We start from the raw sequence: 21,665 nt of genomic DNA, 5'->3' as shown, positions 1-21,665 counted from the left end.
ACACCGAACCTCCACTCCCGAGCGTCACCACCAGTCACCTGCGACGGTCCAGCAGCAACACGTCCACGGTGGAGCCGGCGGCGGCGGCGGTCACCCGCTCACCGAGAACGAGAAGGCCGTTCGCCTCGGCCAGGCCGGAGAGCGTGAACGGGCCGCCGTTGAGCGGCTGCACAGTGTAACCCCCACCGCGCCGCTCGGCGACGTGTGCCGGCCGGAACTCCCGTAACCCGGCGGGCGAGGAGACGGTCTCCAGCAGATGCGCCCGTACGCTGGGGCGAAACACCGGTTCGGCGCCGGCCAGCAGGTTGATCGCGGGCCGGGCCAGCACCTCGAAGCCGATCATCGCGGCACCTGGGTCGCCGGGCAGGCAGACGACCGGCACCTCCTCGGCGCCGACGGTGCCGAAGCCGAGGGCGGTGCCCGGATAGAGCGCCACGTCGGTGAAGGTGACCGGGCCGGCCCGGCTTCCCTCCCGCCGGGACAGGATCCGGCGGACCATGTCCCCCGGCCCGGTGCCGGTGCCGCCGGTCGTGATGATCAGGTCGGCGCGCAGGGTCTGGTCCTCCAGCAGCCCGCGCAGCCCCTCCGGATCGTCGTCGCAGATGCCCACCCGGTACGCCAGCGCACCCGCCTCCGCCGCCGCGGCCGTCAGGGCGTGCGAGTTGGCGTCGACGACCTGGCCGGGCTGGCTGCCCCGACCCACGTCGACCAGTTCGTCGCCGGTGGCCACGATGACCACCCGGGGGCTCGGGCGGACCACCACGTGACCGATGCCGGTGGCCGCCAGCACCGCCACCAGTGCCGGTGACACGTAGGTGCCGGAGCGGGCGAGCAGGGCGCCCGCGGCCACCTCCTCGCCGGTCCGGCGTACCCCGTAGCCCCGTTTCGGCACCCGGAAGATCTCCACCGCCGCCATGCCCTGGTCGGTCCACTCCACGGGAACGACCACGTCGGCGGCGATGGGCAGGGGCGCGCCGGCAGCGACCGAGAAGCACGAACCCGGGGTGAGCCGTACCGGTCGCCAGCTCGCCGCACCGAGGTCACCGACGACGTTGAGCCGTACGGTGCGACCGCCCGGCCGGCTGGCCTGGGCCGGGACGTAACCCACGCCCCGGCCACCGCCTGAGATGTCCTCCCAGCGCGCGGCGTACCCGTCCACGGCCGCCTGGTCGAAGGCCGGGAACGAGTGCGGTGCGACGACGTCCTCGGCGAGGACGTTGCCGTACGCCTGGGTGAGGTCGAGGTCGAGCGGAGGCAGCGCGCGCAACCTGCGCAGCACGCTGCCCAGGTAGTCGGCGAGCGGCGTCAACCCGTTTTCGGCCGCCTCGGCGTCGGCCGTCGCGGTCATGTATTCGGACCGCCCGACGCGTCGGAGTTGACGAACTCGGCCAGCCACTTGCGGAACTCACCGCCGAGATCCTCGCGTTCGGCGGCGATCTGAACCACGGTCTGCAGGTAGCCCAGGGGCATACCGGTGTCGTAGCGGATGCCGCGGTAGACGATCGCGTGCACGGGTGTGCCCTCGGTACGCAGGATCTCCATCGCGTCGGTCAGCTGGATCTCCCCACCGCTGCCCGGCTTGGTCCGGCGGATGGCGTCGAAGATGCTGCCGGGCAGTACGTACCGCCCGAGCACGGCCAGGTTGCTCGGCGCGTCCTCCGGCTTCGGCTTCTCCACCATGCCGGTCACCTTGACGACCTCGCCGATGTCGGTCAGCTCGGACTCGGCCGGCTCGACCGAGGCGATCCCGTACCGCTTCGTCTCCGCCGGGTCGACCTCGAAGAAGGCGAGCACCACACCGCCCGTACGCGCCTGAAGCTCCAGCATGGCCGGCAGCAGCGGCTCCGCGAGATTGACGAATTCGTCGCCGAGCAGCACCGCGAACGGCTGGTCGCCGACGTGCGACTCGGCGTACCCGACCGCGTGGCCGAGCCCGAGTTGCTCCGGCTGACGGCAGGTGTAGATGGAGGCCAGTTCCTCGGTCCGCTTGACGGCGGCGAGCAGGTCGGGCTTCTCCGCGAGCCGTTCCTCCAGGTCGGGGCGACGGTCGAAGTGGTCCACCATCGACGTCTTGCCCCGGCCGGTGATGAGCAGCACGTCGCCGATGCCGGCCTGGGCGGCCTCCTCGACGATGTACTGCAACACCGGACGGTCGACGACCGGCAGCAGTTCCTTGGGTACCGCCTTGGTGGCCGGCAGGAACCGGGTCGCCAGGCCGGCGGCCGGGATGACGGCCTTGACGGCACGGGGACGGCCGGTGGCGGCGGCCGTTGAGGGGTTCGCTGAGTGCTCCGACATGTCGCGAGACTATCGGCCATGGCCGTGACTCGGCGGGTGAGGACCGGAAGACGCGCCGCCCGCCGGACCGGTTCTGCCGGTGCCGATGGTGCCCCGCCCGGCAGGCGGGTCGCCGGTGGCCAGGTCGCCAGGGCCGGCGCGGGGCAGGCCGTCGGCGGGGCTGCGGGCCGCCGACGGCACCGGCACCTCCCGGATCGGTGACGCCGGCCTGGGCGGTGCCAGCCGCCAGGTGTCCCGGCCGGCGGCCTTCGCGGCGTAGAGCGCCTCGTCCGCCGCCTCCAGCACCTGAGGGCCGGTGTCGGCGTGGTCGGGGAACACGGCGATGCCCGCGGAAACGGTCACCGGGATCGCCTCCCGTACCCCGGCGTGCCCCACCACCGCCACCGGGGTGTCGCGGACGGCCGCGCCGAGCCGCTCGGCGACGATGGTCGCGCCCCGCGCGTCGGTCTCCGGCAGCAGTACGACGAACTCCTCCCCACCCCGACGGAAGGCGAGGTCCACCTCGCGGATCTCGCCGCGTACCCGCCGGGCGAACTCGGCCAGCACGGTGTCCCCGGCCGCGTGCCCGTACGTGTCGTTGACCTTCTTGAAGCGGTCCAGGTCGAGGGCGAGGACGCTGACCATGCGGCCGAACCTGCTGGCCCGCTCCACCTCCCGGCGCAGCGACTCGCGCAGGTAGCGGTAGTTCCACAGCCCGGTCAACGGGTCGGTGAGGGACAACCGTTGCGCCTCCTCGTGTACCCGCACGTTGTGAACCGCGACCGCGGCGTGCCGGGCGAAGGTGCGCAGGGTGGCGAGGTCGTCGTCGTCGAACTCCGCACCGCCGAGGCGGTCGTAGAGGGCCAGCACGCCGAGCACCGCCTCCGTCGGCCGGCCCGGGGCGGCGGTCGGGGCCATGCCCGGCGCATCGCCACCGGTCGCCTCGGGAGCGGCGAACGGCACCGCGATGTACGTCCGGCAGCGCGGCTCGTCCGAGGTCGCGGCGGTCGGTTCCACCCGGCCCCGGCGGGGCTGACCGGTCGCCGCGACCGCACCGAGCATTCCGCTGCCCAGCGGCACCCGCAGCGGTTCGGTACCGGGCCAACGCCCGTCGAGCCCCGCGCTGCAGCGGGCGACGAGCAGTTCACCGTGCTCGGTGAGCAGCACCGCGCCCGCCCGCGCCCCGGTCGCGGCGAGCGCGCTGTGCAGGATCACCCGCAGGATCCGGGGCAGGTCGTGCGTGCTGGCCAGGGTGTCGCCGAGTACCGCCAGGTGTCCGCGCAGCTGGTCCCGGCTGCTGGCCAGCGCCGCCAGGTAGCCACCCGTCTCCCGGGTCATCCGGTTGAACGCAACGGCCAGCCGACCGATCTCGTCGCCGCTGCGTACCGGTACCCGGGCGGTGAGGTCTCCAGTGGCGACCCGGTCCGCCGCACCGGCGAGTTCCACCAGCGGACGGGTGGTGACCCGCGCCAGCCGCCAGGCGGCGGCCACCCCCAGCAGAGCCGCCAGCAGCACCACGGCGACCAGCACCGCGTGCAGGCCGGGTGGTTGGTCGCTGGGTACCGAGAGCACCAGGGGCAGCGGCTGCCCGACGGCCGGGCCGGCGCGGCGCACGTACCGGCCGTCGCTGGTGCCGGTGACATGCTCGTCGCGCAGGGACGCAGCGGCGGCGAGCACCGCGGCCCGACCGTTGGCGGACTCGGTGGTGTGCGCCACCTGCACGGGCGCGGCGCCGTCGAGCAGGGTCACCGCGACCCCGGTCACCGCGGCGAGTCGCGCGACGAGGGCCGGGTCGACCGGTTGTGCGGCAGCCACCGTGCCCAGGGCCGTGCCGGCGGCGTCGCGCAGCTCCACCCGGACCACCAGGGCGCTGACCGGTCCACCGGGCAACGCCGGCGCCGCGCAGTCCCGCCAGGGAGCCGGCGGTGCGTCCGGGGTGGCGTAGCTGACCCGGCCGGTCACGTCGGTGACGAGCACCGCGGCGGCCAGGCCCCGGCTGACCACCTGCACGGCGGTCCCGGCGTGGTCGGCGGTGACGGCGACCGCGTCGGCGGCGGCACGCAGCTGCTGGCAGAGGGCGTCGATCGAGGTACGCACGGCAGTGGCGGCGACCGCCAGGCGCTCGGTGGCGCGGGTGCGGTCGACCGCCGCGACGGTGGAGGCGACGAAGACGGCACCGAGCAGGACTGGGCCGAACGCCACCGCCAGGAAGGCTGCGGTCAACCGCCCGCGTAGCGTCAACGCTTCCCCTTCCCCCCGGAAGTTGCGTGACCGTTGCCTGCGATGCTGACACAGAGCGACGGTGAGGCAAGCGTTGCGTGAGGAGTGTTGCGTGCCGGAATTTGCTGAAGGAGCGGAAGTGACGCATGACGCGAAGCGGGCCGTGCGCATCGGGCTGCTGGCGCGCCGCCGGGCCCGCACCGAAGCCGAGCGCGCGACCGCTGCAGCACGCGTCCAGGCCGAGCTGACCTCCCTGGTACGCCGGCTGCGGCCGCGCCGGGTGGCCGCGTACGCCCCGGTCGGCCGGGAGCCGGGCGGCCCGGACCTGCCGGCGGCGCTCGCCGACGCGCTGCCCGCCGGGGCGGACCTGCTGCTGCCGGTGCTTCGCGACGACCTCGACCTGGACTGGGCCGCCTGGGACGGGCCGCAGGCGATGGTCGCCGCCGGGCGGGGTGTGCGGGAGCCGACCGGGCCCCGGCTCGGTGTCACCGCGATTGCCGCCGCCGAGCTGGTGGTGGTGCCGGCGCTGGCGGTGGACCGTCGCGGCGTACGCCTGGGTCGCGGCGGCGGCTCGTACGACCGGGCCCTCGCGCGGGTGCCGGCGAGCATCCTCACGGTGGTGCCGCTGCACGACGGGGAGCTGCTGGACCAGTTGCCGGCCGAGCCGCACGACCGGCCGGTACGGGCGGTCGTCACGCCGGCTGACGGCCTGACGACCCTCTCGGGTGTCGTGCCCCACACTTCCGCTGGACGAACCGGGGGCCGATGACGCACCATTGGCACTCGAATACGTCGAGTGCCAACCGGCCGTGCCAGATCCGGAGGAGAACGTGCCCACGTACCAGTACGCCTGCACCGCGTGCGGTCACCAGCTCGAGGCGGTGCAGTCCTTCTCTGACGAGCCGCTGACCGACTGCCCGGCGTGCGAGGGACGACTGCGCAAGCTGTTCAACTCGGTCGGCATCGTCTTCAAGGGCTCGGGCTTCTACCGCACCGACTCCCGCTCCTCCGCCTCGGACACCACGTCGAGCGGTTCCAGCGGCAAGTCGGAGTCGTCGTCCTCGGGCTCGACCGGCTCGAACTCCTCGTCCACCGGGTCCACCTCGTCCGGCTCCGGCTCGGCGAGCGGCTCCTCGGGCGGTTCCTCCGGTTCGTCGGGCGGTTCATCCGGCGGCACGAGCAAGGCGCCGGCCGCAGCCAGCACGTCCTGAGTCACGGCCCGCCCAGCCCGCCGCGCCCGGCATCCAGTCCCAGCGCGGCGGGCGCGCTCAGCCCGGTGCGACGGACCCGGTCCCAGCACGGAGGGCACGGAGGGCGCGGGCGGTCCCGGTGCGGGGGAGGCGCTCAGTCCCAGTGCGGCGGACGCTCGGCGAGCAGCCGGTCGTCGTTGCCGCCGGCCCGCTCGCCCCAACCATGGTCGGTGTCGTCGGCGGTCTGCTCCGGCAGCACGACGAAGTCGTCGGTCAACTCGACCGCGCGGTCATCATCGCCCCGCCCACCCGGTTCGCTCATCCTCACGAGCCGCAAGACTAACGCAGCCACTGCTCGCCGCCGACCGCTCGCCGCACCCGAGCAACTTCGGCGATACTGCTGCCTCCCGTCCGCCGGAGGCAGCAGTATCAGGGAAGTTGTCCGGATCATGACCGGTCCGGGCGCGGCCTGACCGGGTCGCGGTGGGGTGGTTGGTAGCGTCGGACGGCGTGACGACCCCGCGACCCGGACCGGACCCAGACGCTGCCTGGCGCCGGCCCGCCACCGGCGACGGGTCCGGCGCCTCACCGGACGGCACGCCGGCACCGGCGGACGCCGACCACCCCCCGCCCACCGCTTCGTCCGCCTCCGGCGCGGCCGCCGACCGGGCGGGGTCCGTCAACCCCACCGGCGCGAGCGGCACCACCAACCCGAGCGGCGGAGTTGGTCGGATCGCCGGTGGCTCGGCAGCGGACCCGGCAGTCGGGTACGGCGGGCCGCCACCGACCATCGCGCCACCGCCCGGCTGGCGGCCTCCCGTGCACCTGCAGCCGGCGCCGCCGCGCCAACTGCCGGCGCAGGACATGATCGACCTGGACGCGCGGGAACAACGGGCGCAGCGGGTCACCTGGGCCGTCGGCGCGGTCGCCGGGGCCGTCATGGTGGTGCTCAGCTGCCTGCTCTGCACCCGGCTACTGTTCTGAGCCGATCCCGGACGGCCTACTCGAAGGTGTTGCCCCAGACCATCTCCGCACCGGAGTGGCCGCTCAACCAGACGTAGACCAGGGCGGCGACGCCCAGCCCCAGCACCACGACCGACAGCACCGCAGGCACCCAGCCGGGCAGCCTCGGCACCCGGGGATGGTTGCTGGTGGCGACCAGCAGCAGGATGACCGCCAGGCCGAGCCCCAGCGTGACGCGGAACAGGATCTCGCCGTGCGCCGCATGCTCACTGATCTTGTCGAGGATCTCGCCGGAGAAGCCCCGCGCGATCTGCCGGGCCTCGAGCGCCCTCCCGGACTCCATGGCGACCCATGCGGTGATCGGCGCGACCACCGCCAGGCCGGCCACCGCCCAGTCCAGCCGAGCGCGGAAGCGGGGCAGCAGGATGTACGCGATGGCGAGCAGCACCAGCAGCGGCACGAAGACGACGACCGCGTGCACGACCAGCACGTGTAGGGGTAGGCCCAGCGCCTTCTCGAACATCGGCACCTCCGAAGGTGATCGTGGGAGTCAGCGTACGGGCCACTGGTTGATCGCCCAACGCCTCGCTGCTGCACACGCAGCTCCGATCGAACGGGTTCAGCCGGTGGGCGTGGCACCCTTGACTGGTGGACACCGTCGACGTCGGCCTGTTCGGTCCCGGTTCGGTCACCTGGAAGCTGCACCAGGAGCCGATTCTGTTCGTCGCCGGTCTGCGTTCGCTCTACCTCCAGGCGTTGCACCCACGGGCGATGGCCGGCGTGGCACAGAACAGCAACTACCGCCGGGACGCCTGGGGACGCCTGATCCGCACCGCCGACTACGTGGGGACCACCGTCTACGGCACGACCTTGGAGGCGGAGCGGGCCGGACAGCGACTACGCCGACTGCACGCCCGGATGACGGCCGTTGATCCGGCCACCGGTGAGCGGTTCCGGATCGACGAGCCGGACCTGCTGCGCTGGGTCCACGTCACCGAGGTCGAGTCGTTCCTCGACACCGCGCGGCGGGCCGGCGTCCCACTGGACGCCGACGAGGTGGACCGCTACTACACCGAACAGCGGCGCACCGCCGCTCTCGTCGGGCTGGACCCGGAGACCGTACCCGGCACCGCCGCCGAGGTGGCCGACTACTACCAGCGGATCCGGCCCGAGCTGCGGATGACCCGCGAGGCCGCCGAGACCGCCCTGTTCCTGACCGCCCCGCCGCTGCCGTGGAAGCTCAGCCTGCCGGCCCGGATCGGGCTGAACCTCGGCCCGCCCCGCTGGGCGTACCTGGGGATCGCCGGTACCGCGCTCGCGCTTCTTCCCGGGTGGGCACGGCGGCTGTACGGCGGACTGGGCCTGCCGACCACCGCGCTGTCGGCCGACGTGACCGTACGCGCACTGCGGCTGGCCCTCACCGCGCTGCCCCGCGACTGGCGGGAAGGCCCCATGCAGCGCGCCGCCAAGGAGCGCGCCGCCCAGTTGAGCACCGCCTCGACACCACCTGAACGTCAGTCCTGCTCGGATGCGGGCGCGGCGAGCCGTTCGACCGCGGCCCACGGCTCCTTGCCGGGCGTGGCCGCACCCGCGGGGCAGCCGCGCCGGTAGTCGCACCAGGCGCAGCGCGGCCCGGCGGCGGTCGGAAAGACCTCGTCCGGATCAGCGCCGTCGGCGACCGAGCGTTCGGCGGCCATGATGTCGCGGGCGGTCTCCTCGGCACGGCTCACCTGCCGCGCCAGTGACTCGACGCTGTGCTCGTGCGCGGCGACGGTGCCGCTGGGCAGATGGTGCAGCTCGACCCGGCGGCACGGCCGGCGGAACACCCGCTCGGCGGCGTACGCGTAGAGCGCCAGCGCCTGCGAGCCGCGTGCGTCGTCGCCGTCCAGCCCGGTGCGGCCGGTCTTGTAGTCGACGATCACCAGCTCGGGCCCGTGCGGGCCGGGCCGCGAGTCGATCCGGTCGGCGCGGCCGTTGAAGGCCAGCACCCCGGTCTTCACCGCGACCACCCGCTCGACCCCGAGGGGCTCGTCGGCCGGATCAAGCCCGCCGACATACGCCTCCAGCCAACCCAGCGCCCGCCGGTAGGCCACGCGTTCCTGCTCGTCGTCGCGGTAGCCGTCGCGCACCCAGGTGCCCTTGAGCAGGGTGGGCAGGACCTCCGGGTGACGCCGGTCGGCAGGCAGCGCGTACCAGTTCTTCAGGGCGGTGTGCACGCTGGCGCCGAGAGAGTTGTGCGCCCAGGGCGGGCCCTTCGGCGGCGCCGGACGGTCGACGTAGGAGTAACGGTAGCGCCGTGGACAGTCGGCGTACGCGCCGAGCCGGCTCGGCGTGCAGACGAACAGCCGCTCCGGCATGCCCTCGAAGCCGAGCTGCTCGGGCTGCGCGTCGCGCGACCGGGGCGCGCGGCCACCGGCGGCGGGTCGTCCGGCTGGGGAGGCTCGTCGCACATGCTGATCCTGCCATCCACCCCCGACAGAACCGACGAGCCGGTCAGCCGACGCCGTTGTACTGGGCCACGAAGGCCGCGATCGCATCCGCGATGAGCTGAACGGCGATCGCGGCCAGCAGCAGGCCGGCGATCCGGGTGAGCACCTCGATCCCACCCGGCCGCAGCACCTTCACGATGCCGCCGGAGAAGCGCAGCACGATCCAGACCGTCAGCATCACCGCGACGATGGCGGCGGCGATCGCCGAGTAGTCGCCCGCGCCGTCGGCCCGCTGGACGAAGAGCATCGTCGCCACGATCGCGCCGGGCCCGGCCAGCAACGGCGTGCCCAGCGGTACCAGGGCGATGTTGGCCGTGGCCTGCTTGGTCGGGTCGTCGGTCTTGCCGGTGAGCAGCTCCAGCGCGACCAGGATCAGCAGCAGTCCGCCGGCCGCCTGCAGTGCCGGCAGGTCGACGTGAAGGTAGGCGAGCAGGGTCTGACCCGCCACCGCGAAGATCACGATCACGCCGAGTGCCAGCGCGACCGCCTGCCAGGCCGCCCGGTTCCGCTCCCGCGCCGACAGCGGGCCGGTCAACGCCAGGAAGATCGGCATCATGCCGGGCGGGTCGACGATCACCAGCAGGGTCACGAAGACCTCGCCGAAGAGCTTGAGATCCACCCGGTCACCGTAGCCGTGACCGTGGTAGCCGAAACCCAGGTCAGCGCGAAGCGACCTCGGTCACCCCGGAGGAGAGGGCGACGATCCTCTCGTACGCCTCGACGCCGGTGGTGAAGGCGCCCAGCTGGACCGTCTTGTGGGTGCCGTGGAAGTCCGACGAACCGGTGACCAGCAGGCCCAACTCGGCGGCCAGTCCGCGTACGTGCGCCCGCTCGGCGGGCGAATGGTCCTCGTGGTCGGCCTCCAGGCCGGCCAGTCCCGCCGCGGCCAGGTCGGCGATCAGCTCGTCCGGCACGATCCGGCCGCGTCGACTGGCTCGCGGATGGGCGAACACCGGCACGCCACCCGCCGCCCGGATCAGCCGGACGGCCCGGAACACGTCGATGTCCTCCTTGGGCAGCCGGTACCGCTCCCCCAGCCAGTCCGGCCCGAACGCCTCGGTGGTGGTGGCGACCAGACCGGCCCGGATGAGTGCCTGCGCGATGTGCGGTCGGCCCACCGTTCCGCCGCCGGCCAGGGCGAGGATCTGTGCCCAGTCCACGTCGATGCCGTCGGCCCGCAACAGCGCCACCATCCGTTCTCCCCGTGCCGACCGGGCCGCCCGCATCCGGGTCAGCTCGGCGACGAGTTCCGGGTGTTCCGGATCGAAGAGGTACGCCAGCAGGTGCAGCGACACCGGGGGCCGCTCGCCGCCCCACCGGCAGGAGAGTTCCGCGCCACGGACCAGGCCGAGTCCGGGTGGCAGGGCACGCAGCGCCGGTTCCCAACCGTCGGTGGTGTCATGGTCGGTGAGCGCCACCACGTCCAGGCCCGCCTGGGCTGCGGCGCGAACCAGTTCGGCCGGGCTCAAAGTGCCGTCGCTGGCCGTGGAGTGCGTGTGCAGGTCGATCCGGGAGGTCATCACCCGGCGTCACCGGATGCCCGGTCAGCCACCGCTCACCACCACCGGCAGCTCGCCGGCGGGAAGGCCGGGGAGGGCGGACGGCGCGGCGGGACGGCCGGCGGCCACCCGGTCGACGGCCACCCGCACCAGGCCGCCAGCGGCGTCGGCGTAGTAGGCGGTGTCGGGCGCCTTCCAGACCACGGCGCCCTTCATCGCCGGCCCGGCCGGCCGCGCCTCGGTGGCCGGGCCGAGCTTCGCCAGCTCCACCAGCAGCGCCGAGTCCTCACCCTCGGACCGCCCGTTGACCAGCAGCCAACGCCCGTCGGGTGACACCGAGCCCAGGCCGTCACCGCGCAGCTGCGGCCCGCAGTCGACCTGGGCGGGTGCGAGATCCCGAGCCGGGTCGAGCAGGATCAGACAGGCGGAACGTCCGCCGTCCTCGGTGACCTCGCCGACCAGACGTCCGTCGGGCAGCTCGCCGAAGACGTGGGTGCTGGCCCGGTCGCCGCCCTGGTCCAGTGGGCCGGGGCGCAGCGCCCACAGGACGTGCCCGGGGCGGTCGGGTGCCAGCCTCACCACCACGGCACCGTCGACGAACCGCAGCGGTACCGCCTCGGCGGGCGCCTCGGCCCGTACGGTGGTGGCGAGTTCGCCGTTGACGATCCCGGCGGCGGCCAACACCCCGCCCTGCTTCCAGGCGACCTGCCGACCGTCCCGGTCCAGCACGATCTCGTCGGCACCGGCCAGCAGCACCTGCGCGGTACCGTCCGGGGCCACCGCCCACAGGAATCGCCCGGCCAGGGTCGGTGCCCCGACGGCCAACCAGCCACGCCCATCGGTGAGGCGATGCGCCCGTTCCACCACGCCGGTGCCGTGCAGCTGCACCCGTCGGCCCTGGGCGGTGGCGATCGACCCGTCCACCACCAGGTCGACCTCGGCCAGCGGGGGCCCGGTGTCCGGGCCGGGTGGCGGAATCGTGCGGTTGACGAACGGTGCCTGATCCGGGTCGCCGATCACCACCGTGCCGCCCGCCGGCGGGCGGTCGACGCGTAGCTGCACACTGCCCACACTGACCACCGCGATCGCCAGCGCGGCCAGGCCCATCCCGGCCACCGCGCGGCGCCGCTGGATCCGGTTGGCCCGTCGGATCGCCGCACCGGCCGGATCGCCGGCGACCGCGCGCGCGGCTGCCGCCCGCTGGGACAACATCTCCCGGAGGGCACCTTCCAGCTCGTTGCGCGGCACGTCCAATGAACGATCCGGGGAGCGGCTCAGGTTGTCATGAGCTGTCGGTACCTGCCTCACCGTCGTTCACCGACCAACGCGCCGCCCGGCTGCGCCACCGGCACGGACGCCGGGTCGTTGCGCCCACCGGCTCGGGTCGGGGTGGGCGAGCCGGGCGAAGCATCTCCGTCCCGGGAGGCCGTGGCGCACTGCGGGTCCGCCGCAGCACCGGCGGTCGCCACGGCACCACGCGGGTCCGTCGACGCACTGGCGGCCGCCGTGGCGCGCGAGGTCGCCGCGTCGCTGGAACCCGCTCCGCTGGCCGGGGCGGCCCAGTCGGCGGGGGTTCCACCCCTCACCTGACGTGGCGCTCTCCCCGACCGACCGGCGTCCGCCGGTTGCGGCTTCCCGCTCGCGGTCCGGCTGGCCGGCGGCTCGACCCGCTGCACCGGTCCGGCCGGCTGCGCGGCCGGGTCGGGCCGCCCGGCGCGCAGTTCGAAGGCTTCTTCCGCGCCGATCCGTCGGCGCAGCGTGGCCAGGGCCCGGGAGGTCTGGCTCTTCACGGTGCCCGGCGAGATCTCGAGCAGGGCGGCGGTCTGCGCCTCCGACATGTCCTCGTAGAACCGCAGCACCAGCACCGCGCGCTGCCGGGCGGGCAGCGCGCGCAGGTGCCGCCAGAGCACGTCCCGGTCCAACTGGCGCTCGATCTCGTCGGTGGCGGCCTGTTCGGGCAGCACCTCGGTCGGGCGCTCGCCGTGCCAGCGCCGCCGCCACCAGCTCGTCGACGTGTTGACCATGACGCGTCGGGCGTACGGCTCGATCGCCTCGATCCCGCCCAGTCGCTTCCACGCCAGGTACGTCTTGGTCAGCGCCGTCTGGAGGAGGTCCTCGGCCGTACCCCAGTCCCCGGTGAGCAGGTACGCGGTCCGCAGCAGAGCGCCGGAGCGGGCCGCGACGAAGTCACGGAACTCCTCTTCCAGCGGGTTGCTGCTGGCCACACACCACCTCCGTGCCTGATCCTGCCGCAGCCTGCCACAGCGTGACCAGCGGGTCGAGGACGGAAGGTGCGCAACGTCTCCGATGTTCGGCCGAGAGTCTTCAGGCCCCGTCGTCGGCCTTGGCCTCGTCCTGCTCCTTGCCCAGCCGGGCCTCGACCGCCTGCGGCTCGTACATCTCCTCGACGACGCGCAGGTACAGCTCGTTGGGGTTGGGCAGATTCTTGACCTCGCGCAGCGCCTGCTCCTGACCGGCGGACTCCAGCACGAAGGTGCCGTAGTTGAGCGCCCGACCGGCCGGCGTCTGTTCGTACTTCATGTCGGTCACCCGGACCAGGGGCATCATCGCCACCCGCCGGGTGATGATCCCGTTGACCACCATGACCCGTTTGTTGGTCAGGATGAACCGGTCGTACCACCAGTCCGCGACCCGCCACGCCACCCATCCCATCACCGCGAACCAGAGCAGCACCGCGATCGTGGTGAGCGCGCCGACGTCCTGTCCGGCGAGGAAGCCGGAGAGGTAGCCGAGCACGAAGGTGGCGGCGATGCCGACGATGATCGGCGTGGCGAGGTGGATCCAGTGTCGTTTCCACTCGCCTCGGTACCGCTCGGTGGGGAAGAGGTACCGGGCGACCAGCGAGCTGGGTTCGTCCTCCAGCGGCAGCACCCGGCGCGGGGTGGCACCGCTGGCGTCGGTCCGCAGGCCGGCCAGCTCCTCCTCGGAGATCTGCGGCGGCAGATGGCCGGCCTCCGGGTCGCGCACCCAGGCGCGACCCGACCGGCCTTCGCCGGCGTACCCCGGACCGTCGCCGTAGCCGGCGTCGTCGGAGAAGGACGGACCGTCGGAGAGGCGGGGGCCGGAGCCGTAGCCCGGCCCGTCGTCGGGATCGATCCGAGGGATCGGCTCGGTGTCGCGTTCCCGGCGGGCCCGGTCGGGGTCGTCGGGATCGAAGGGCGGGCCGGAGGGGCTTCCCATCGGAGGCTAGGCGACCAGTGAGGTGAAGAAGTCGCCGAAGCCCTGGGCGATGTCCATGATGCCGCCGCCCAGCGACTTGAACACGTCCGCGGCGGAATTTGGCCGGTAGGCGACGAAGAAGATCAAGAATGCGATTCCGGCCCAGGTGAGGACCTTCTTGACCATGGCGGGCCATCCTCTCGCGCGGCGCCGGGTCCCATTACCGCAGCGGCACCCAGAGTATCAGCGTGGTGTCTTACCGTGAATATCTGCGTCCGTTCTCCGACATTCCGGGACGCTTGTCAAGCCTTCCCGTGCAGGTACGGAGATGGTGCGCCGTACACGAGCTCGGATGGCGTCCACTCGACCAGGTCGTGCAGTAGCACGTCCTCCGCGAGCAGATGCCCCGCACTCGCCGGCCAGGCTATCGCATACAGCCACATTCCCCGAGCCTCGCCGGCGTACGCGCTTCGATCCGGCAGCGAGTTCACCAGCCACAGTGGAGTCGGGTGTCCGGCCACTCTGATCCCGGCGCGTCCGACATGCCCGGGGTGTCCCGGCCCCGGTTCGGTCAGCGCCTCGGCCAGCTCCGGCCCGGCGTCCGGCCCGAGCACCCCGGCGTAGCGCGCACCCAGGCCCACGCCTGGTTCCTCGGCCACGAAGACCAGGTCCGCAGGCCCACCGCCCAGCGGTGCGGGACCGGCGCAGGCGACCGCCGTGGCACGCACCCCGAGCCGATCGTCACCGGCCCACGCCACGCCGGTCGTGGTCCAACCCGGAGGCAGCGGCCACGGGCACCACAGCGGTGCCACCGCCTGCTGCGCCTGCGCCGCAGCCTGGATCTGCCCCACCACGCTCGCCACAATCTCCGCGCCGATGTGCTCGGGAACGTGCAGCGGGGCGACCGGGCCGCAGTCGGGGCAGCGGGACTCGGCGTGCATCAGGTCCGGCGGCCGGACCGACCCACCGCATCTGGGACAACTCACCGCAACCGTCACCACTCCACCGTCACTCCACGGCCGCGCCCCGTCAAGCCGAGCACCCTCATTACCCCCGTCCCGATCCGGATCCACCACCCGCCTCCGGGGCACGATCATGAAGTTGTTTCCCGGCCTCCCGGCGTGTCGCGGCAACAACTTCATGATCGACCGCGGCTGTGGAGGGTGGCGGGTCGGCGTGGGCGCGGATCCAGGCGTGCATGGCGATTCCGCTCGCCACCCCCGCGTTGATCGAGCGGGTCGAGCCGTACTGGGCGATGGAGAAGAGCTGGTCGCACCCGGAGCGCGCGGTGTCGGACAAGCCCGGGCCCTCCTGGCCGAAGAGCAGCACGCACCGGCGGGGCAGCGTGGCGGTCTCCAACGGTCGACAGCCGGGCAGGTTGTCGATCCCGACCAGGGGCAGGTCGCGCTCCGCCGCCCAGGCGACCAACTGCTCAATCGTCTCGTGGTGGCGTACGTGCTGGTAGCGATCGGTGACCATGGCACCGCGCCGGTTCCAGCGGCGTCGACCCACGATGTGCACCTCGGCCGCGAGAAACGCGTTGGCGTTGCGGACCACCGTGCCGATGTTGAGGTCGTGCTGCCAGTTCTCGATCGCCACGTGGAAGTCGTGCCGGCGCCGGTCCAGGTCGGCCACGACCGCCTCGCGCCGCCAGTACCGGTACCGGTCGACCACGTTGCGCCGATCCCCCGTGGCGAGCAGCTCCGGGTCGTAGCGGGGGTCCTCCGGCGGATCTCCGGGCCAGGGCCCCACGCCGACGTCTAGCTGCTCACCGGTCACGGTCACGCAGGTTACGCCCCGCCACCCGGATCACCGCCCACCGGCCGGCCACCGCCAGCCCGCGCCGGCCACCGCCGGCCTGCGTCGTACACCGCCAGCCCGCGCCGGCCACGCGGACCGTGTCGGTCAGCGCAGGGCGAGCGCGTCGCCGAGCCGGTCGAGGAAGCGACGGTCGACGGGAGCGAGCACGCCGCCGGGCACCAGCGAGGACGCGGTACGGCAGACGCGGGCGGCCACCGACTGCACCCACTGCCGGTAGGCGGCCGAGTCAGCCGGATCGGCCCGACGGTCCAGCACCCGCACCACGGCCCGGCAGGCGGCGAGCAGGTCCACCAGGTCGGCGAGCTGGGCCGCGGGCGGAGACGTTCCGTCGTCCCGGGCGTAGATCGCGGCGACCACGGCCCGGACCAGGTCACTGTCGAAGGCCCGCCCGGCCGCCACCGCGTCCAGCCCGGCCAGCCCCGCGGCCACCCCCCGGTGCGGACGTCCCGGGCCCGGCTCGGCAGCCGCCACGATCACCCGCCCGGGCAGGCTCGTGAGCAGGTCCCACTCGGTGGCGGAATACGTGGTGGCGGTGGTGATTCGCTCGCTCATGGCGGGACCTCCGGCGCCAGCATATGCGCCCGGACCAGGGACCGAACCGCTCCGGCGGGAACCGGTAACGGCGCGCCGTCGCGACTTCGCCCACCGGACGCGACGGGCTCCCGGTGGCGGGAGACCGACATACGCGCTCAGGGAAGTTGGGCCGCTCGCTCAGCGGGGCTCGGGGAAGCTGGGCCGCTCGGGATCGACGCCGTCGGGCACGGCCGCAGCCGCGTACTCCCGCTTGGGGACCATCACCTTGCGCCGGAAGACGCAGACCAGCGTGCCGTCCTGGTTGTAGCCGCGGGTCTCCACCGCGACCACGCCCCGATCCGGCTTCGAGGAGGACTCCCGCTTGTCCAGCACGGTGGTCTCGCCGTAGATCGTGTCGCCGTGGAAGGTGGGGGCGACGTGGCGCAGCGACTCGATTTCCAGGTTCGCGATGGCCTTGCCGCTGACGTCCGGCACCGACATCCCGAGCAGCAGCGAGTAGATGTAGTTGCCGACCACGACGTTGCGCTTGAACTGACTCGCCGTCTCGGCGTAGTGCGCGTCCATGTGCAGCGGGTGGTGGTTCATGGTGAGCAGGCAGAACAGGTGGTCGTCGTACTCGGTGACCGTCTTGCCCGGCCAGTGCCGGTAGACCGCGCCGACCTCGAACTCCTCGTAGTAGCGGCCGAACTGCATCCTGGTCCCCTTCGACGGGAGGCGACGGAGTTCGGCACAGCATGCCTTATCGACGGTTAAGGTGAGTGGCGGGGCGCGGCGGGCGTCGAAATGTCACACCGCTCGGTGCCGGAGGGCCGCTCGGCCGGCCCTCTTCGAGGCGACGACCGTGCCGTGTCGCCACCGCGGACCGAGGCCGGACGCAATGAGCGGCGGGGCCCTCCCCGGCACCCGCCGCCCACGCTCTGATGTCTCAAGATTCTGCCGTACGCCCATCCGGCTGCACAGAGACCGAGGTCACATTTATCTTTTTGTTACATTACGCTGAGTGACCGATCATCGGCCAAAAAGCGATCTCCGCAGGTCGAATCGCCGCTAGTCAAGGGCAAAGTTACTGCTACGTACCCGGTCAAGGGGTTGATCTCACTGGAAACGCTCCCATCACGGGCGGTCACGCAAATGCGACATGCATGTGCGATCTGCGGACGCTGCTGGAGACCGACGATGATCGATGCGGACAAAGACCCCAACCGGACCGTGGCCAGGGTTACGGTGGCACCACGGCGGGAATGCGAAGGGGTACGCCCGGGTTCCACCAGACACAGCTGTTCCGCGTGATCGGAGAGACTCACATGGCAACCGTCGAGCTGACCACGGCAAATTTCGACCAGGTGACCGAGGGCAACGGCATCGTGCTGGTTGACTTCTGGGCCGACTGGTGCGGTCCCTGCAAGCGGTTCGCTCCGGTGTACGAGCGTTCTTCCGACAAGCACGAGGACATCACCTTCGGCAAGGTGGACACGGAGGCGCAGCAGGAGATCGCCGCCAAGTTCGACATCCGGTCCATCCCGACCATCATGGCGATCCGCGACGGCGTGATCGTCTTCGCCCAGCCGGGTGCGCTGCCCGAGTCGGCCCTGGAGAACCTCATCGAGCAGGTTCGGGCGCTCGACATGGAGGACGTGCGCAAGAAGCTCGCCGAACACAAGCACTGACCGAACACCGACATGACGGCCGGCCCCAGTGGGGCCGGCCGTCGGCGTCAGCGCCACCGCCTGACAGCAAACCCGTCACAGGTGGGACACAGCCGGGCCGACCGGACCACTCCCGCGAGCACCGGTGCCGTATCTTCGGCACGCGATGGATGCGTTGACGAGCCGCGGCCGCACGGTCCGGGTGGCGGTGACGGCACTCGGCCTGGCAGTCCTGCTCGCCGGCACGATCTGGGGCCAGGACGACCACTTCCCGTTCGGCCCCTTCCGGATGTACTCCACCTCGGATCCGGCCGACGCCGACGCCCCGGACACCCGGGTGGAGGGGGTCGACCTCGGCGGCAACCTCGTCGACCTGGGCGAGGGAGCGACCGGAATCCGCCGGGCCGAGATCGAAGGCCAGCAGAGCAGGTACGTTGCCGACCCCAGCCGGTTGCGCGAGGTCGCCGAGGCGTACGGCCGACGTAATCCCGACGCACCGGACCTGGCCGAGGTCCGTATCGTGATCCGCTGGCACGACATCACCGACCGCCGGCCGACCGGCCGCTGGGTCGACGAGACCGTCGTCAGCTGGCAGGTCACGCCATGATCCGCTGGCTCACCGAGGCGGTGCCGCGCGGTCGCGTCGCCGCCTTCCGCACCCTGGTCTACCTCTTCGTCGCCGCCGACCTGGTGATCTTCACCCCGTGGGTGCGCGACCGCGTCGACGTGCCCGGCAACCTGTACCAGCCGCTCTTCGTCGGCCGCGTACTGCCGCTGCCCACCCCGACCGCGACGCTGGTGAGCGTGATCTTCTGGGCCCTGCTGCTGCTGGCCCTGCTCGCCGCGACCGGGCGGGCACCTCGACTGCTGGGTTGGACGGTCTTCGCGCTCTACCTGGAGTGGATGATCATCGCGATGAGCTACGGCAAGGTGGACCACGACCGGTTCGCCCTGCTCGTCGCGCTGGCCGTGCTGCCCACCGCCGGCCGGGCCCGGCACGGTGACCCGACCAGGACGGAAGCCGGCGGCTGGGCGCTGCGGGTCACCCAGATCTCGGTGATCTGTACCTACTTCCTCGCCGCCTGGGCCAAGTTCCGCTTCGGCGGTCTGGACTGGGCGACCGGCTCGGTGCTCGCCAAGGCGATCATCCGACGTGGCACCGAGCTGGCCGACCTGATCGCCCAGGTCCCCCACCTACTGCTCGTCGCCCAGTTCGGCATCCTCGCCTTCGAACTGCTCAGCCCCCTGGTCTTCGTGCTGCCCGAGCGCTGGCGGATCGCCGCGGTCGGCTTCTTCTACTCGTTCCACGCGGTGACCATCGCGACCATCACCATCTCGTTCGCACCACACCTGGTCGCCATGACCAGCTTCCTGCCGCTGGAGAAGATCCGCCCGGTGATCGCGCTGCGCCGGCTGTTGGCCCGCAGCTCGACGCCCGATCAGCGAAGGCTCGACTCGGACCCGCCGTCGGCCGACACCCCGCCGAGTGGGAGCCCAACGCCAGAGGCCGATGCCCCGCCTGTCGATGCCGCCTCCGCTTCGGGGGGCGGGCCGGACACCGCGCCGACCGCGGGAACGCGGGACCGGATGGCGCCCTGACGGGCCGACCCGTAGACCTTGACAGTTTTTCGTTCGCGTCTTGGGCTCAACCGAAAGTGTCCAAGATCGCGGCGCGCGACCTGGAACGCCGCGGAGCGTGCGGGCGTTGTTCCGCGTTGGCGCGTTGTCAGCCGCGGGAGGGGCCGTAGAGGCGGTCCCGGGTCTCCTGGGGCAGCGAGCAGGCGGCCGTACCGCCGGGCATCCGGTGCCGGTTGCGGGCCACCCAGCGGTACGCGGGCCAGGCTGCGGCGCGTATCGGCGGGATCCGTAGCCCGGCCCCGGCGATCCGCCACAGCCGGCCACTGCTGCCGAGCAACGCGGCGATGGCGTCCGGGCCCGCGGCCCGGCTGCCGTCGGAGCCGACCCACTGCACCGCCTCCTCGCACTCCGCCTCGGTCAGGCCGAGCGTGTCGAGGTCGGCGAACTGCCAGGGCACCACGCGGGCGCCGGTGGGGATCCGGCGCTCGATGAACTCCGCGCAGCGGGTGCAGAAGGCGCAGTCCCCGTCGTAGACGAAGGTCGACATGCCTTCATCCTCCCCCCACGGCGGCCGACCCACACGCGGGTGTCCGGCGGGTCACTTGCACGGCGATAGGACATGTGTTCGAATACTGGCCATGCGCTGGGAGAACCTCACCGCTCCCCCGGTCGAGGGAGTTCCCGGACGGGCAGCGCCAGCGACGCCACCCCTGCCGCTGGCGCTGCCCGAGGCGATCGTGCGCACCTTCGACACCCCCGACTTCGCCGGCATGACCTTCTACGAGGTGCGCGCGAAGTCGATCCTCAACAAGGTCCCGGGCACCTCCCGCGTCCCCTTCGAGTGGACCGTCAACCCGTACCGCGGATGCAGCCATGCCTGCTTGTACTGCTACGCCCGCAATACCCACACCTTCCTCGACTTCGACGCGGGGGCGGACTTCGACCGGCGGGTGGTCGTCAAGGTCAACGCTGGTGAGCTGCTGCGTCGTGAGCTGGCCGCGCCGCGTTGGCGGGGCGCGCACGTGGCGATGGGCACCAACGTCGACTGCTACCAGCGGGCCGAGGGGCGTTACCGGCTCATGCCGCCGATCATCGAGGCGCTGCGTGACTTCGCCAACCCGTTCTCGATTCTGACCAAGGGCACACTGATCCAGCGTGACCTGCCGTTGCTGCGGCAGGCGGCCGAGGTCGCCCGGGTGGGCGTCTCCTTCTCGGTCGGCTTCCTCGACGAACAACTGTGGCGTTCGGTCGAGCCTGGCACGCCGAGTCCGAGCCGGCGGCTCGACGCCGTCCGTCGCTTCGCCGACGCCGGCTTCGAGGTGGGCGTACTGATGGCGCCGATCCTGCCCGGCCTCTCCGACACCGACGAGTCCATCGAGGCCACCGTGGCGGCGATCGCCGCCGCAGGAGCCGCCAGCGTGACGCCGCTTCCGCTGCACCTGCGCTCCGGCGCCCGGGAGTGGTACGCGCACTGGCTCGCGCGGGAGCATCCCCGACTCGTTCCGCGATACCGGGAGTTGTTCCGGGCGGGCGCGTACGCTCCGCAGTCGTACCAGCGGGAACTGACCGCGCGGGTACGGGTCGCCGCCCGTCGCCACGGACTGGTCCGGTCCGGGGCCGGCGAGCACCGCAACGCGCCACAGCCTGTACCGGCACCGGAGCAGCTGAGCCTGCTCTGAAGCGCCGGCCACGCCACCCGGTTACAGTCGTCGGGTGCGTTCCGCCCAGCAGATCCTCGCCGACGCCGCCGTGATCGCCGTCGTGGGCGCGTCCCGCGATCCCTTCAAGGCCGCTCACCGCGTTCCGCTGGAGATGCAGCGGTACGGCTGGCGCATCATCCCGGTCAACCCGACCGCCGACGAACTCTTTGGCGAGCCGGTGTACCGGTCCCTGGCCGACATCCCGCACCCGGTCGACCTGGTCGACGTGTTCCGGCCGGCCGAGGACGCGGTGGAGGTGGTGCGCGAGGCCGTCGCGATCGGCGCCCCCGCCGTGTGGTTGCAGCTCGGCATCGTCTCGCCGCAGGCCCGGCGGATCGCCGAGGAGGCCGGCATCGACTACGTGGAGGACCGCTGCCTGATCGTGGAGCGCGCCGCCGCGGGTCTCACCCGCCGGGGCTGAGATCCGGCAGCTCCGGCTGATGCGCGCGGAGCAGACCGGCACCAGGCGTTAGGGCGTGTTTTGAAATCCGGGTGGGGTGTGTTGGTGCCCGGGATGTGGCGAGGTCTCCGGTAGATGGTTCATCGACGAAGAAGAACCTGATACCGG

25 protein-coding genes and 2 pseudogenes are annotated in these 21,665 nt (G+C 72.5%); 9 read left to right on the top strand and 18 right to left on the bottom strand.

From position 1 onward, the window contains the following. Window positions 1-34 precede the first annotated feature (34 nt). The 3 genes from SM447_RS14485 to SM447_RS14475 are packed head-to-tail and all read right to left on the bottom strand — an operon-like array spanning window position 35 to window position 4,518. Window positions 35-1,348, bottom strand: coding sequence for a molybdopterin molybdotransferase MoeA (locus SM447_RS14485; protein WP_474573311.1), 1,314 nt, complete (start codon window positions 1,346-1,348; stop codon window positions 35-37). Next, the gene (locus tag SM447_RS14480; RefSeq protein WP_474573310.1) at window positions 1,345-2,298 is read right to left on the bottom strand and encodes a UTP--glucose-1-phosphate uridylyltransferase; all 954 of its coding nucleotides are present in this window, start codon (window positions 2,296-2,298) and stop codon (window positions 1,345-1,347) included. Before SM447_RS14480 ends, SM447_RS14485 begins: the two co-directional genes overlap by 4 nt. Window positions 2,299-2,307: 9 nt before the next feature. Beyond that, window positions 2,308-4,518, bottom strand: a complete 2,211-nt coding sequence (locus SM447_RS14475) for a GGDEF domain-containing protein (RefSeq protein WP_474573309.1) — start codon at window positions 4,516-4,518, stop codon at window positions 2,308-2,310. 118 nt (window positions 4,519-4,636) lie between these two features. On the opposite strand from SM447_RS14475, the gene SM447_RS14470 reads away from it, so the two are divergent. Together SM447_RS14470 and SM447_RS14465 are read left to right on the top strand one after the other, a co-directional pair. Further along, entirely contained in the window at window positions 4,637-5,266 is a 630-nt protein-coding gene (locus tag SM447_RS14470; RefSeq protein WP_474573308.1) for a 5-formyltetrahydrofolate cyclo-ligase, read from the top strand. Beyond that, window positions 5,223-5,420 (top strand): annotated as a pseudogene (locus SM447_RS14465) (FmdB family zinc ribbon protein); the annotation flags it as partial. The gene SM447_RS14470 and the pseudogene SM447_RS14465, both read left to right, overlap by 44 nt. Before the next feature lie 62 nt (window positions 5,421-5,482). On the opposite strand, the gene SM447_RS14460 reads toward SM447_RS14465, so the two are convergent. Further along, on the bottom strand, window positions 5,483-5,713 hold the full coding sequence (locus SM447_RS14460; RefSeq protein ID WP_474573612.1) for a hypothetical protein: 231 nt from the start codon (window positions 5,711-5,713) through the stop codon (window positions 5,483-5,485). Between the two features lie 128 nt (window positions 5,714-5,841). Beyond that, window positions 5,842-6,015, bottom strand: a complete 174-nt coding sequence (locus tag SM447_RS14455) for a hypothetical protein (protein WP_474573611.1) — start codon at window positions 6,013-6,015, stop codon at window positions 5,842-5,844. A gap of 182 nt (window positions 6,016-6,197) precedes the next feature. Here SM447_RS14455 and SM447_RS14450 point away from each other — a divergent pair, with 182 nt between their 5' ends. Beyond that, on the top strand, window positions 6,198-6,671 hold the full coding sequence (locus tag SM447_RS14450) for a hypothetical protein (protein WP_474573307.1): 474 nt from the start codon (window positions 6,198-6,200) through the stop codon (window positions 6,669-6,671). A gap of 16 nt (window positions 6,672-6,687) precedes the next feature. On the opposite strand, the gene SM447_RS14445 is transcribed toward SM447_RS14450, so the two are convergent. Continuing rightward, window positions 6,688-7,173: a DUF2231 domain-containing protein gene (locus tag SM447_RS14445; RefSeq protein WP_474573306.1), complete on the bottom strand. Its 486-nt coding sequence runs from the start codon at window positions 7,171-7,173 to the stop codon at window positions 6,688-6,690. Between the two features lie 125 nt (window positions 7,174-7,298). Between SM447_RS14445 and SM447_RS14440 the strand changes: the two genes are divergently transcribed. Continuing rightward, the gene (locus SM447_RS14440) at window positions 7,299-8,261 is read left to right on the top strand and encodes an oxygenase MpaB family protein (protein WP_474573305.1); all 963 of its coding nucleotides are present in this window, start codon (window positions 7,299-7,301) and stop codon (window positions 8,259-8,261) included. On the opposite strand, the gene SM447_RS14435 is transcribed toward SM447_RS14440, so the two are convergent. The 11 genes and pseudogenes from SM447_RS14435 to SM447_RS14385 form a co-directional block, all read right to left on the bottom strand. Beyond that, window positions 8,165-9,007, bottom strand: coding sequence for a RecB family exonuclease (locus SM447_RS14435; RefSeq protein WP_474573590.1), 843 nt, complete (start codon window positions 9,005-9,007; stop codon window positions 8,165-8,167). The two genes, SM447_RS14440 and SM447_RS14435, sit on opposite strands and share 97 nt — an antisense overlap. A 136-nt stretch (window positions 9,008-9,143) precedes the next feature. Continuing rightward, window positions 9,144-9,758: a MarC family protein gene (locus SM447_RS14430; protein ID WP_474573304.1), complete on the bottom strand. Its 615-nt coding sequence runs from the start codon at window positions 9,756-9,758 to the stop codon at window positions 9,144-9,146. Between the two features lie 40 nt (window positions 9,759-9,798). Beyond that, entirely contained in the window at window positions 9,799-10,659 is an 861-nt protein-coding gene (locus SM447_RS14425) for a PHP domain-containing protein (protein WP_474573303.1), read from the bottom strand. A gap of 24 nt (window positions 10,660-10,683) precedes the next feature. Next, the gene (locus SM447_RS14420) at window positions 10,684-11,886 is read right to left on the bottom strand and encodes a hypothetical protein (protein ID WP_474573302.1); all 1,203 of its coding nucleotides are present in this window, start codon (window positions 11,884-11,886) and stop codon (window positions 10,684-10,686) included. A gap of 56 nt (window positions 11,887-11,942) precedes the next feature. Then, window positions 11,943-12,863 (bottom strand): SigE family RNA polymerase sigma factor, encoded by a 921-nt coding sequence (locus SM447_RS14415; protein ID WP_474573301.1) that lies wholly within the window; start codon window positions 12,861-12,863, stop codon window positions 11,943-11,945. Between the two features lie 100 nt (window positions 12,864-12,963). After that, entirely contained in the window at window positions 12,964-13,839 is an 876-nt protein-coding gene (locus SM447_RS14410) for a PH domain-containing protein (protein WP_474573300.1), read from the bottom strand. Between the two features lie 6 nt (window positions 13,840-13,845). Beyond that, window positions 13,846-14,004 (bottom strand): hypothetical protein, encoded by a 159-nt coding sequence (locus tag SM447_RS14405; RefSeq protein ID WP_007455302.1) that lies wholly within the window; start codon window positions 14,002-14,004, stop codon window positions 13,846-13,848. Window positions 14,005-14,120: 116 nt separating this feature from the next. Then, window positions 14,121-14,816: a DUF6758 family protein gene (locus tag SM447_RS14400; RefSeq protein WP_474573299.1), complete on the bottom strand. Its 696-nt coding sequence runs from the start codon at window positions 14,814-14,816 to the stop codon at window positions 14,121-14,123. 163 nt (window positions 14,817-14,979) lie between these two features. Then, window positions 14,980-15,597, bottom strand: a pseudogene (locus SM447_RS14395) (TrmH family RNA methyltransferase); the annotation flags it as partial. Between the two features lie 126 nt (window positions 15,598-15,723). Then, window positions 15,724-16,191, bottom strand: coding sequence for a hypothetical protein (locus tag SM447_RS14390; protein WP_474573298.1), 468 nt, complete (start codon window positions 16,189-16,191; stop codon window positions 15,724-15,726). A gap of 159 nt (window positions 16,192-16,350) precedes the next feature. Further along, window positions 16,351-16,866: a MaoC family dehydratase gene (locus SM447_RS14385; protein WP_474573297.1), complete on the bottom strand. Its 516-nt coding sequence runs from the start codon at window positions 16,864-16,866 to the stop codon at window positions 16,351-16,353. 611 nt (window positions 16,867-17,477) lie between these two features. On the opposite strand from SM447_RS14385, the gene trxA reads away from it, so the two are divergent. From trxA to SM447_RS14370, 3 genes are all read left to right on the top strand, one after another. Continuing rightward, window positions 17,478-17,840 carry a thioredoxin gene (trxA, locus tag SM447_RS14380; protein ID WP_474573296.1) on the top strand — a complete coding sequence of 121 codons (363 nt, stop codon included), beginning with the start codon at window positions 17,478-17,480 and terminating at the stop codon, window positions 17,838-17,840. A gap of 145 nt (window positions 17,841-17,985) precedes the next feature. Next, entirely contained in the window at window positions 17,986-18,426 is a 441-nt protein-coding gene (locus SM447_RS14375; protein ID WP_474573295.1) for a hypothetical protein, read from the top strand. Further along, window positions 18,423-19,418 carry an MFS transporter permease gene (locus SM447_RS14370; protein ID WP_474573294.1) on the top strand — a complete coding sequence of 332 codons (996 nt, stop codon included), beginning with the start codon at window positions 18,423-18,425 and terminating at the stop codon, window positions 19,416-19,418. The genes SM447_RS14375 and SM447_RS14370 overlap by 4 nt, the downstream gene beginning before the upstream one ends. A gap of 127 nt (window positions 19,419-19,545) precedes the next feature. On the opposite strand, the gene SM447_RS14365 is transcribed toward SM447_RS14370, so the two are convergent. After that, a complete protein-coding gene (locus tag SM447_RS14365; protein ID WP_474573293.1) occupies window positions 19,546-19,944 on the bottom strand; it encodes a thiol-disulfide oxidoreductase DCC family protein in 399 nt (132 codons plus the stop codon). Between the two features lie 91 nt (window positions 19,945-20,035). Between SM447_RS14365 and SM447_RS14360 the strand changes: the two genes are divergently transcribed. Further along, window positions 20,036-21,076 (top strand): Rv2578c family radical SAM protein, encoded by a 1,041-nt coding sequence (locus tag SM447_RS14360; protein ID WP_474573292.1) that lies wholly within the window; start codon window positions 20,036-20,038, stop codon window positions 21,074-21,076. Between the two features lie 34 nt (window positions 21,077-21,110). Continuing rightward, a complete protein-coding gene (locus SM447_RS14355) occupies window positions 21,111-21,518 on the top strand; it encodes a CoA-binding protein (protein ID WP_474573291.1) in 408 nt (135 codons plus the stop codon). Window positions 21,519-21,665: the final 147 nt, after the last annotated feature.

The sequence above is a fragment of the Micromonospora aridisoli genome (assembly GCF_056150025.1).
Note: the sequence above shows the minus strand (reverse complement) of the source record. Positions and strands in the feature narration are given on the sequence as shown.